The 11466-nt window shown below is 71.7% G+C and carries 10 protein-coding genes; 6 read left to right on the top strand and 4 right to left on the bottom strand.

What is annotated here, in order from left to right; all coding sequences use genetic code 11:
- Window positions 1–807 (bottom strand): winged helix DNA-binding domain-containing protein (locus CA983_RS32310; RefSeq protein WP_086604349.1); only part of this gene is annotated, 807 nt, incomplete at its 3' end.
- Between the two features lie 128 nt (window positions 808–935).
- Here CA983_RS32310 and CA983_RS32305 point away from each other — a divergent pair.
- The gene (locus CA983_RS32305) at window positions 936–1361 is read left to right on the top strand and encodes a DUF6003 family protein (RefSeq protein WP_086604348.1); all 426 of its coding nucleotides are present in this window, start codon (window positions 936–938) and stop codon (window positions 1359–1361) included.
- 33 nt (window positions 1362–1394) lie between these two features.
- Here the strand turns inward: CA983_RS32305 and CA983_RS32300 are convergent, their stop codons facing one another.
- Window positions 1395–2360, bottom strand: coding sequence for a YihY/virulence factor BrkB family protein (locus CA983_RS32300; protein ID WP_086604347.1), 966 nt, complete (start codon window positions 2358–2360; stop codon window positions 1395–1397).
- A gap of 187 nt (window positions 2361–2547) precedes the next feature.
- On the opposite strand from CA983_RS32300, the gene CA983_RS32295 reads away from it, so the two are divergent.
- From CA983_RS32295 to CA983_RS32275, 5 genes are all read left to right on the top strand, one after another.
- Window positions 2548–4359: a methylmalonyl-CoA mutase family protein gene (locus CA983_RS32295; RefSeq protein WP_086604346.1), complete on the top strand. Its 1812-nt coding sequence runs from the start codon at window positions 2548–2550 to the stop codon at window positions 4357–4359.
- Entirely contained in the window at window positions 4356–6548 is a 2193-nt protein-coding gene (gene scpA / locus CA983_RS32290) for a methylmalonyl-CoA mutase (RefSeq protein WP_086604345.1), read from the top strand. The genes CA983_RS32295 and scpA overlap by 4 nt, the downstream gene beginning before the upstream one ends.
- Window positions 6545–7531 (top strand): methylmalonyl Co-A mutase-associated GTPase MeaB, encoded by a 987-nt coding sequence (gene meaB, locus CA983_RS32285; RefSeq protein WP_086604344.1) that lies wholly within the window; start codon window positions 6545–6547, stop codon window positions 7529–7531. Before scpA ends, meaB begins: the two co-directional genes overlap by 4 nt.
- A 71-nt stretch (window positions 7532–7602) precedes the next feature.
- On the top strand, window positions 7603–9057 hold the full coding sequence (gene argG / locus CA983_RS32280) for an argininosuccinate synthase (RefSeq protein ID WP_086604343.1): 1455 nt from the start codon (window positions 7603–7605) through the stop codon (window positions 9055–9057).
- 162 nt (window positions 9058–9219) lie between these two features.
- Window positions 9220–9609, top strand: coding sequence for a DUF4333 domain-containing protein (locus tag CA983_RS32275; protein WP_086604342.1), 390 nt, complete (start codon window positions 9220–9222; stop codon window positions 9607–9609).
- Between the two features lie 62 nt (window positions 9610–9671).
- Here CA983_RS32275 and pntB read toward each other — a convergent pair whose 3' ends face one another.
- Window positions 9672–11123 carry a Re/Si-specific NAD(P)(+) transhydrogenase subunit beta gene (gene pntB / locus CA983_RS32270; RefSeq protein ID WP_086604341.1) on the bottom strand — a complete coding sequence of 484 codons (1452 nt, stop codon included), beginning with the start codon at window positions 11121–11123 and terminating at the stop codon, window positions 9672–9674.
- Window positions 11124–11129: 6 nt separating this feature from the next.
- The coding region (locus tag CA983_RS32265; RefSeq protein WP_208637086.1) for a proton-translocating transhydrogenase family protein at window positions 11130–11466 on the bottom strand (337 nt) is incomplete at its 5' end.

The following is an 11466-nucleotide window of genomic DNA, read 5'->3' as shown; positions in this document are numbered from 1 at the left end:
GTCCGGGTCGGGGCGGGGGGCGTCCGGCAGGTCGAAGAGCTCGACGCCGCCCTCGTCCCGGAAGGTGACCAGGCGCGGGCGGAGCCGTTCGAAGGCCTCGCGCAGACGGGTCAGTCCGGCCCAGGCCTGCATGTCCCGCACGGAGGCCGGGCCGAAGGCGGCGAGGTAGCGCAGGACGACCTGGTCGGGCGTGGCGGCCGGTCCGGCGGGACGGCCGAGCCAGTGCTCGGCGGTGGTCAGACTGACCTGCCCGCTTTTGCCCCACAGGCCGCGCGGGGTCACCTGCACGAGCGGGAGACGGCACCGGGCGGCGACGGCCAGGGCCTGCGGGTCGGCGTCCGGCCACTCCCGGAGCAGCGCCTCGCGCAGTTGCCTCATGGTGCGGGGCTCGGTCTCGACGAGGTCGCGGGCGAGGGCGGCGAGCCGGTCCAGGTCGACACCGGCGAGTCCCTTGCGGAACTGCGTCAGCTCCCGGTCCCGTGCGGGCTGCACCAGCGGACGCAGGGTGAGGCAGTCGTCCGCGGTGTGGGTGTGGATGGTGGAGCGCATCGTGACGATCCGGACGACGTCGCGGTCGGCCATCAGCCGGGACAGCGCCTCGGGGGTGAATCCGTCGAGGCGTGCGGCGAGCGCGTAGTACGGCGGTTTGACGTTCTGCGCCTGGAGACCGACCAAGTGCTCGACGGCCGCGGCGGCGGAGATCCGGGCCGGGCGCAGGAGCAACTGGCGGTCGAGGGTGGCGCGGTTGAGGGCCCGGGTGCCGAGGTGGGGTGCCGTGCCGGTGACGCTCCGCTTGGTGTTCGTCATGCGGGCACGGTAGCCGGGGTCGCGGACAGGTTCTGGCCGCGACGGCCGAGGCTCCCGGAGCCGGCGGTAATCCGGGCGCGGCGGGGTAATGGGACGTCGATCACCCCCCAGTTGAGAAGGAGCCGAGGATGACCGACGACGCCTACCTGGTCCTGCTTGACGACGCGTCCGCGCGGCTCGGCGTGGCCCCCGCCGCCGTCGGGGAGCTCGCGTGCATGGAGACTCCCGCGGTACGCGCGTGGCTGGACGCTCAGGGGAGCACGCCGGCCTCCCCGCACCTGCGCCTGCTGCCGCCGGAGGAGACGGCGGCCATTCCCGAGGGAGCGGAACGGCTGCCCGTCCCGCTGAGCGACGAGGAACTGAGCCGGGTCCGCCACCGGATGGCACCGGAGCCGCTCGCCCGGGTCGAGGAGGAGCTGCTCGCCTACCGCGACTGCGCGGACGGGCGGGACGGCCTGATCGGACGCGCGCTGGCCGCCGGCGTGGCGCCGCACCGCATCGTCGAACTGACCGGGGTGGACCCCGAGACGGTGGCCGCGGCGGCGAGCGGCTGAGGACGCTGCGGCTGCGTCGGCCGCCGTACGGGCTCACGCGCCGGGTCCGGGGTCCGGCTGGACGGCCGACTCGATGCCGGCGCGGGCCGCTTCGAGCTGGGCGGCGAACGCAATGCCGAGGAAGAGCGCGACGGCGGTGAGGTTGGCCCACAGCAGCAGGGCGATGAAGGCGGTGAGCGGCCCGTACACGGCGCCGAAGGCACCGCTCTCCTCGACGTACAGCGCGAGCAGCCAGGTGGCCGACACCCACAGCAGCAGATGCACGGCCGAGCCGAAGGCGAGCCAGGTGTAGCCGGGCTGGACGCGGCGGGGTGACCAGCGGAAGATCACGGCGGAGGCCACCCAGGCCAGCGCGAGCCCCACGGGGATGTCGAGCACGCCCCACCACCGCGACCCGCTGTCCGCCCAGCCGGCCGAGTCCGCCACGGCATCGCCCACGGCCTCGCCGGCGACCAGGACGACGAACCCCAGCACCAGGGGCAGACCGGCGGCGAGCGCGAGAAGGATCGCCCGCCCGTACTTGCGCGGGAAGGGACGGTCGCGCTCGATGCCGTAGATGCGGTTGGCGCCGCGCTCGATCTGGCCCATGGCCGAGGCGAGGTTCAGCAGCGCGAAGCCCAGGCCGAGCCACAGGGCGAGCGTGCCCCAGACATCGCCGTGCGCGGTGCGCCGCGTCCCCTCGAAGGCGTCCTCGACGATCTGCGCGCTGGCACCCGGCACGATCCGGCCGAGCGTGAGCTCGATGACCCGGCCCACGCCCTCCGTGTGCACCGACGTGGCCAGCCCGACGAGCGCCACGGTGCACGGGACCAGCCCGAGCACGACCTGGAAGGCGAGGGCCCGCGCGTTGGTGAAGCCGTCCGCGTACCGGAACCGTGTGAAGGAGTCGGCCAGCAGCCGCAGCCCTCCGTAGTGGCGCAGGGCGGTGAACGCCTCGTCTCCGGAGAGCTCGTCTCCGATCATGTCCCGGGTCTGCGGGACGTGGACGGCGGTACCCATGGCGTGCACGCTCCTTGTCGTAGGGCGGCTCCCTGTCGGAGGCTGCTCCCTGTCCGGAGGCTGCTCACTGTCCGGTTGCCCTGTGAACCTCTTCCCTCAGGGGAGATCGGGATCACAGAAACAGGGAGTGAAAGGTCACAGGCTCGCCCACTGCTGCTCCTCTGTGTCGGTGTCCTAGCATCCGAGCATGACGGTCCTGCCTGACGACGGGCTTGAGCTGGCCGGCGAGTTCCCTGATGTGCCCCATGAGCAGTGGCAGCGCCTGGTGGCGGGTGTGCTGCGCAAGTCGGGCAAGGAAGTGGAGGGCGCCGAGGCCGAGGAAGCCCTGTCCACCGCGCTGGAGGACGGGCTGCGCACCCGGCCTCTCTACACCGCGCACGACACCGCGCCCGAGCCGGGCCTGCCCGGATTCGCACCCTTCGTGCGGGGCGGCCGGGCCGAGGGGAACACCCTCGGCGGCTGGGACGTACGGCAGCGGCACACGGTGGCCGACAGCGGCGCGGTACTCGCGGATCTGGAGAACGGCGTCACCTCCCTGTGGCTGGCCGTGGGGGAAGGCGGCATTCCGCTGCCGGAGCTCGGCCGGGTCCTCGACGGCGTCCTTCTCGACCTCGCCCCCGTCGTCCTCGACGCGGGGCGTGACACCGGGCCCGCCGCGCGGGAGTTGCTGCGGCTGTACGAGGAGCGCGGTGTAGCCCGGGAGTCGACGCGCGGCAATCTGGGCGCCGACCCGCTGGGTCAGCAGGCCCGGAGCGGACAGGAGGGCGACTTCGCTCCGGCGGCGGAGCTGGCGGGGCTGTGTGCCGAGGGGTACCCGGGGCTGCGGGCGCTGACCGTGGACGCGCTGCCGTACCACGAGGCCGGCGGCTCGGCCGCCCAGGAGCTGGGCTGCTCGCTGGCCACGGGCGTGGCGTATCTGCGGGAGCTCACCGAGGCCGGGCTGAGCGTCGAACGGGCCTGTGCGCAGCTGGAGTTCCGGTACGCGGCGACCGCCGACCAGTTCCTGACGATCGCCAAGCTGCGGGCCGCGCGCCGGCTGTGGGCGCGGGTGGCCGAGGTCTGCGGGGCGCCGCGCGCGGGGGCGCAGCTCCAGCACGTCGTGACATCGCCGGTGATGATGACGCGCCGCGACCCGTGGGTGAACATGCTGCGCACGACCATCGCCACGCTGGCCGCCGGGGCGGGCGGGGCCGACTCGGTCACCGTGCTGCCCTTCGACCACGCCCTCGGCCTGCCGGACGCGTTCGCACGCCGTATCGCCCGCAACACCTCCACGATCCTCATCGAGGAGTCGCATCTGGCCCGGGTGACCGACCCGGCGGGCGGCTCCTGGTACGTGGAGCGGCTCACCGACGAACTGGCCCACGCGGGCTGGGAGTTCTTCCGGCGGATCGAGCGGCTCGGCGGCCAGGCGGCGGCCCTGCGGTCGGGCGATCTCGCGCAGGACCTGGCCGACACCTGGCAGGCCCGCCGTACGAAGCTGGCGAAGCGGCGCGAACCCGTCACGGGCGTCAGCGAGTTCCCGTACCTCGCGGAGAAGCCGGTGGTCCGCGAGAGCGCACCCGAGCCGCCGTCCGGCGGGCTGCCGAGGGTACGCCGCGACGAGGAGTACGAGGCGCTGCGCGCCCGCTCCGACGCCCACCTCGCCGCGACCGGCTCCCGGCCCCGGATCTTCCTCGCCGCGATCGGCCCGGCCGCCGCCCACACCGCGCGCCTCACCTTCGCCTCGAACCTCTTCCAGGCGGGCGGCATCGAGCCCGTCACACACGGCACCTTCGAGGACAGCGGCGCCACGGAGGCCGTGCTGTGCTCCAGCGACGCGCTGTACGAGGAGCAGGCCGAGGCCACCGCCCGGACCCTGAAGGCCGCCGGCGCGCGGCACGTGTTCCTCGCGGGCCGTCCCGGGCAGTACGCCGGTGTCGACGCGTACGTCTTCGCGGGCTGCGACGCCGTGGCCGTGCTCTCCGCGACCCTCGACCGCATGGGAGTGTCCCGATGACCGCCCCCTCCGACCGTTCCGTCCCCGACTTCTCCGGGATCGAGCTGGGGACCCCGGCCTGTGACGGCGGCCCCGACGAGTGGCGTACGGCGGTCAAGAACGCCTCCGGCGGTGACGACCTGCTCTGGGAGACCCCGGAGGGCATCGCGGTCAAGCCGCTGTACACCGGGCGTGACCTGGAGGGCCTGGACTTCCTGGACACGTACCCGGGCGCGGCGCCGTATCTGCGGGGCCCGTACCCGACGATGTACGTCAACCAGCCCTGGACGATCCGCCAGTACGCGGGTTTCTCCACGGCCGAGGAGTCCAACGCCTTCTACCGGCGCAACCTCGCGGCCGGCCAGAAGGGCCTGTCGGTCGCCTTCGACCTGCCCACGCACCGGGGCTACGACAGTGACCACCCGCGGGTGACCGGTGACGTCGGCATGGCGGGCGTGGCCATCGACTCGATCTACGACATGCGGCAGCTGTTCGACGGGATCCCGCTGGACAAGATGACCGTGTCGATGACGATGAACGGTGCCGTGCTGCCGGTGCTGGCGCTGTACATCGTCGCCGCGGAGGAGCAGGGCGTGCCGCCGGAGAAGTTGGCGGGGACCATCCAGAACGACATCCTCAAGGAGTTCATGGTCCGCAACACCTACATCTATCCGCCGAAGCCGTCGATGCGGATCATCTCCGACATCTTCGCCTTCACCTCGCAGCGGATGCCGCGCTACAACTCCATCTCCATCTCCGGCTACCACATCCAGGAGGCGGGCGCGACGGCCGACCTGGAGCTGGCGTACACGCTCGCGGACGGGGTCGAGTACATCCGGGCGGGCCGTGAAGCCGGCCTGGACGTGGACGCGTTCGCGCCCCGGCTGTCGTTCTTCTGGGCGATCGGCATGAACTTCTTCATGGAGGTCGCCAAGCTGCGGGCGGCGCGGCTGCTGTGGGCGAAGCTGGTCAAGCAGTTCGACCCGCAGAACGCCAAGTCCCTGTCCCTGCGCACCCATTCGCAGACCTCCGGCTGGTCGCTGACCGCGCAGGACGTGTTCAACAACGTGACGCGCACGTGCGTCGAGGCGATGGCGGCGACGCAGGGGCACACGCAGTCGCTGCACACCAACGCCCTCGACGAGGCGCTGGCCCTGCCCACCGACTTCTCGGCGCGCATCGCCCGCAACACGCAGCTGCTGCTCCAGCAGGAGTCCGGCACGACCCGGGTGATCGACCCGTGGGGCGGCAGCGCCTACGTCGAGCGGCTGACGTACGACCTCGCCCGGCGGGCCTGGCAGCACATCCAGGAGGTCGAAGCGGCGGGCGGCATGGCCAAGGCCATCGACGCGGGCATCCCGAAGCTGCGCATCGAGGAGGCCGCGGCCCGCACGCAGGCCCGGATCGACTCGGGCCGGCAGCCGGTCATCGGCGTCAACAAGTACCGGGTCGAGACCGACGAGCAGATCGACGTGCTGAAGGTCGACAACTCCTCTGTACGCACCCAGCAGATCGAGAAGCTGCGGCGGCTGCGGGCGGAGCGGGACGAGACGGCGTGCCGGGACGCGCTGGACGCGCTGACCCGGGCCGCCGCCGGCGAGGGCAACCTGCTGGAGCTGGCGGTGCACGCGGCCCGCGCGAAGGCGACCGTCGGGGAGATCTCCGACGCCCTGGAGAAGGTGTACGGCCGGCACGCGAGCCAGATCCGTACGATCTCCGGCGTGTACCGCAACGAAGCAGGGGAGTCCCCGTCCGTGGACCGCACCCGCGCCCTGGTCTCCGACTTCGAGGAGGCCGAGGGCCGCCGCCCGCGCATCCTGGTCGCGAAGATGGGCCAGGACGGCCACGACCGCGGCCAGAAGGTGATCGCGACCGCCTTCGCCGACCTCGGCTTCGACGTGGACGTCGGCCCGCTGTTCCAGACCCCGGCCGAGGTCGCCCGGCAGGCCGTCGAGGCGGACGTGCACATCGTCGGCGTCTCCTCGCTGGCGGCCGGTCACCTCACCCTCGTCCCGGCGCTGCGCGAGGCGCTGGCCGAGGAGGGCCGCGAGGACATCATGATCGTGGTCGGCGGGGTGATCCCGCCGCAGGACGTGCCGACGCTGCTGGAGATGGGCGCGGCGGCGGTCTTCCCGCCCGGCACGGTGATCCCGGACGCGGCGTACGACCTGGTGAAGCGGCTGTCGGACGGACTCGGGCACGACCTGTGATCGATGTCGACGCGTATGTGAAGGGCGTACTCGACGGGAAGCGGGCGATCATCGCCCGGGCCATCACGCTCGTCGAGTCGACCCGCCCCCAGCACCGGGTCCTGGCCCAGGAGTTGCTCACCGAGCTGCTGCCGCACAGCGGCCGGGCCCGGCGGATCGGGGTCAGCGGGGTGCCGGGCGTGGGCAAGTCGACGTTCATCGACGCGTTCGGCTCGATGCTGACGGGGCTCGGGCACCGGGTGGCGGTGCTCGCCGTCGACCCGTCCTCCAGCCGTACCGGCGGCTCGATCCTGGGCGACAAGACGCGGATGGAACGGCTGGCGGTGGACCCGGCGGCGTTCGTCCGCCCCTCCCCCACCGCGGGCACGCTGGGCGGGGTCGCCAAGGCGACGCGTGAGTCGATCGTGGTGATGGAGGCGGCGGGCTACGACGTGGTCCTGGTGGAGACGGTCGGAGTCGGGCAGTCCGAGACCGCGGTCGCGAACATGGTCGACTCCTTCCTGCTGCTCACCCTCGCCCGCACGGGCGACCAGCTCCAGGGCATCAAGAAGGGCGTCCTGGAACTGGCCGACGTGATCGCCGTGAACAAGGCGGACGGCCCGCACGAGCGCGACGCCCGTGCCGCCGCCAGGGAGCTGGCGGGCGCGCTGCGGCTGATGCACGGCAAGGATGCCTTCTGGACCCCGCCGGTCCTGCACTGCAGCGCGCGCGAGTCGACCGGTCTGGACGCGGTGTGGGAGCGCCTGGAGCAGCACCGCACGCTGCTGGACTCCACCGGCCGGCTCACCGCCAAGCGGCGCGACCAGCAGGTCGACTGGACCTGGACCATGGTCCGCGACGAACTCCTCGGCCGCCTGCGGGCCGACCCGGCGGTACGGGCGCTGGCGCCGGTTCTGGAGCAGCGGGTCCGGGAGGGCGAGCTGACACCGACGCTGGCGGCGGAGCGGATTCTGGGGGCGCTCGGAGGCTCGGAGAGTTCCTGAGCAGACAGCGGGGGATGAGGATTCCGCATACCCGGCTTGCATGACTATGCAAAGTGATACATACTCTTTCTATGTCCAAGGTCCTCACCTCCCTGCCCGCCGGCGAGCGCGTCGGCATCGCCTTCTCGGGCGGTCTCGACACCTCCGTCGCGGTCGCGTGGATGCGCGACAAGGGCGCCGTCCCGTGCACCTACACCGCCGACATCGGCCAGTACGACGAGCCCGACATCGCGTCGGTGCCCGGCCGTGCGAAGACCTACGGTGCCGAGATCGCGCGTCTGGTCGACTGCCGTGCCGCGCTGGTCGAGGAGGGCCTGGCCGCACTGACCTGCGGCGCGTTCCACATCCGCTCGGGCGGGCGGGCGTACTTCAACACCACGCCGCTCGGCCGTGCCGTCACGGGCACGCTGCTGGTGCGCGCGATGCTCGAGGACGACGTCCAGATCTGGGGCGACGGCTCCACCTTCAAGGGCAACGACATCGAGCGGTTCTACCGCTACGGCCTGCTCGCCAACCCGCACCTGCGGATCTACAAGCCCTGGCTGGACGCGGCGTTCGTGACCGAGCTCGGCGGCCGCAAGGAGATGTCGGAGTGGCTGCTCGCCCACGGGCTGCCCTACCGCGACAGCACGGAGAAGGCGTACTCCACCGACGCCAACATCTGGGGCGCCACGCACGAGGCGAAGACCCTGGAGCACCTGGACACCGGCGTCGAGACCGTCGAGCCGATCATGGGCGTGAAGTTCTGGGACCCCGAGGTCGACATCGCCACCGAGGACGTGACGATCGGCTTCGAACAGGGCCGCCCCGTGACGATCAACGGCAAGGAGTTCTCCTCCCCCGTCGACCTGGTCATGGAGGCCAACGCCATCGGCGGCCGGCACGGCCTGGGCATGTCGGACCAGATCGAGAACCGGATCATCGAGGCCAAGAGCCGCGGCATCTACGAGGCCCCGGGCATGGCCCTGCTGCACGCCGCGTACGAGCGTCTGGTCAACGCGATCCACAACGAGGACACCCTCGCCCAGTACCACACCGAGGGACGGCGGCTCGGCCGGCTGATGTACGAGGGCCGTTGGCTGGACCCGCAGGCGCTGATGATCCGCGAGTCGCTCCAGCGGTGGGTCGGCGCGGCCGTCACCGGCGAGGTGACGCTGCGGCTGCGGCGCGGTGAGGACTACTCGATCCTCGACACGACCGGCCCGGCGTTCAGCTACCACCCGGACAAGCTGTCCATGGAGCGCACGGAGGACTCCGCGTTCGGCCCGGTGGACCGGATCGGCCAGCTCACCATGCGCAACCTGGACATCGCCGACTCCCGCGCCAAGCTGGAGCAGTACGCCGGCATCGGCCTGATCGGCACCGGCAGCCCCACCATCGGCGCCTCCCAGGCGGCCGCGACCGGGCTGATCGGCACCATGCCCCAGCTGCCGCAGGGCGGCGCCGAGGCCATCGCCTCCCGGGGCGCGGTCTCCGAGGAGGACGCGTGGCTGGACCGCGCCGCGATGGACTCCGGCACGGACTGATCGGTTCGGGTGCCCCGTGAGACGACGGGGGCCTCGGACAAGGGGCCGGCCCGGCACGCACAGTGCCGGGCCGGCCCTTTTTCTGGCCGAACGGCCGAGGCGCGGGACCGCGTACCCGGGTCACAGTGGAGCCACTTCCCACCGATCCCCCAGGAGTACGAGATGCAGCGCGGTTTCCTCGCCGGTGCCGTCGGAGGCGTGGTCGCCATGGCCGCCGGGGGCGTGGTCCTCACCTGTCTCCTGGCCGGCAAGGACGTGCAGCACACCACGATCGACACCTACTCCCGCGCGCTCTACGTGAAGGTGGACGGCCACCCGGCAGTGGCGAGGACGATCCTTCAGTCCCGTATCGAGGGCTGGTACCACCCGCTGCCGTGGGTCGGGAAGGACATCGCCGAGGTGTCCTGCCCGGCGCATCTGAAGGCGGTGCCCGGTGCGACCGAAACGTGCACGGCGCGGGCCGGGAGCGAGCGGGTCTCGATCCCCGTCCGCGTGACCAGGGTCGAGGGAGACCCCGCGACACCGCGGGTGACCTGGAAGTTCGAGCGCTGACACGCACTGACGTGACGACGCACCGACCGGGCGAAAGCCCGGTCGGCTACATGCGTCGCCTTTCAGCGCGTGCTGCCGGCCATCTCCCGGACAGGCGTGTCGAGGGCGTCGAGGCTGCGCAGGATGTCCTCCACGCGCTGCTTGGCGTCGCCGAAGAGCATCTGGCTGTTCTCCCGGAAGAACAGCGGGTTCTGCACACCGGCGTACCCGGCGGCCATCGACCGCTTGAAGACGACCACGTTGGCCGCCTCCCACACGTGCAGCACCGGCATCCCGGCGATGGGGCTGGCCGGGTTGTCGGTGGCGGCCGGGTTGACGGTGTCGTTGGCGCCGATGACCAGGACGACCGAGGTGGCGGCGAAGTCGTCGTTGATCTCGTCCATTTCCAGGACGATGTCGTACGGCACGTTCGCCTCGGCGAGCAGCACGTTCATGTGCCCGGGCAGCCGGCCGGCGACGGGGTGGATGCCGAAGCGCACCTCGACGCCCCGCTCGCGCAGCTTGCGGGCCAGCTCGGCGACCGGGTACTGGGCCTGGGCGACGGCCATGCCGTAGCCCGGCGTGATGATCACCGAGGAGGCGTCGCGCAGGAGTTCCGCGGTCTCCTCCGCGCTGATCTCCCGGTGCTCCCCGTGCTCGCCGTCGTCGGCCGCCGCGGCCGGCGTCCCGAAGCCGCCCGCGATCACCGAGATGAAGGAGCGGTTCATCGCCTTGCACATGATGTACGACAGGTAGGCACCGGAGGAGCCGACCAGCGCGCCGGTGACGATCAGCAGGTTGTTGGCGAGCAGGAAGCCCGAGGCGGCGGCGGCCCAGCCGGAGTAGCTGTTGAGCATGGAGACGACCACCGGCATGTCACCGCCGCCGATGGAGGCGACCAGGTGCGCGCCGAGGGCGAGGGCGATGACGGTGACCGCGATGAGCAGGCCGATGTGGGGGCGTGCCACGAACGCGACGGTGAGCGCGACGAACGCGACCAGGGCGCCCACGTTGAGGACGTGCTTGCCGGGCAGCGTGAGCGGGCGGGAGTTGATGCGCGCCGAGAGCTTCAGGTAGGCGACGACGGAACCCGTGAAGGTGACGGCGCCGATGAACACCCCGATGAACACCTCGGCGTGGTGGATGCCGAGCAGCGAACCGGTGAGCTCCTCGCCGCCGTGGCTCGAGGCGTCGACGTCGAGGTAGCCGTTCCAGCCGACGAACGCGGCGGCGAGACCGACGAGGCTGTGCATGATGGCGATCAGCTCCGGCATGCCGGTCATCTCGACCACCCGGGCCCGCCACAGTCCGATGCCCGCGCCGACGGCCGTGGCGACGGCGATCAGCACGAGTCCGGTGGCGGTGATGCTCTTCGAGGCGAGACCGACGGTTGCCGCCAGGGCGACGACCATGCCCGCGATGCCCCAGACGACTCCCGAGCGGGAGGTCCGGTGCTGCGAGAGCCCGGCGAGGCTGAGGATGAACAGCAGCGCGGCGACGACGTAGGCGGCTTCTGAGGCCGTGACTGTGGTCATCCGTGATCAGCCCTTCGAGAACATGCCGAGCATCCGGCGGGTGACGGCGAATCCGCCGAAGATGTTGATGCTCGCCAGCAGGATCGCGGCGAACGACAGCACGGTGACGGCGGTGTTCCCGTGCCCGATCTGGAGCAGCGCGCCGACCACGACGATCCCGGAGATGGCGTTGGTGACCGACATCAGCGGGGTGTGCAGCGCGTGGTGCACGTTGCCGATGACGTAGAAGCCGATGACGATCGCCAGCACGAACACCGTGAAGTGGCCGATGAGTTCGCTCGGCGAGAAGGCCGTCACCAGGAACAGCGCGAGCGCCCCGGCACCGACGAGGGCGTACGGGGAC

Origin of the sequence: Streptomyces swartbergensis (assembly GCF_002148965.1) — a bacterium.
Classification (GTDB): domain Bacteria; phylum Actinomycetota; class Actinomycetes; order Streptomycetales; family Streptomycetaceae; genus Streptomyces; species Streptomyces swartbergensis.
This window is presented reverse-complemented; position numbering and strand designations above follow the sequence as displayed.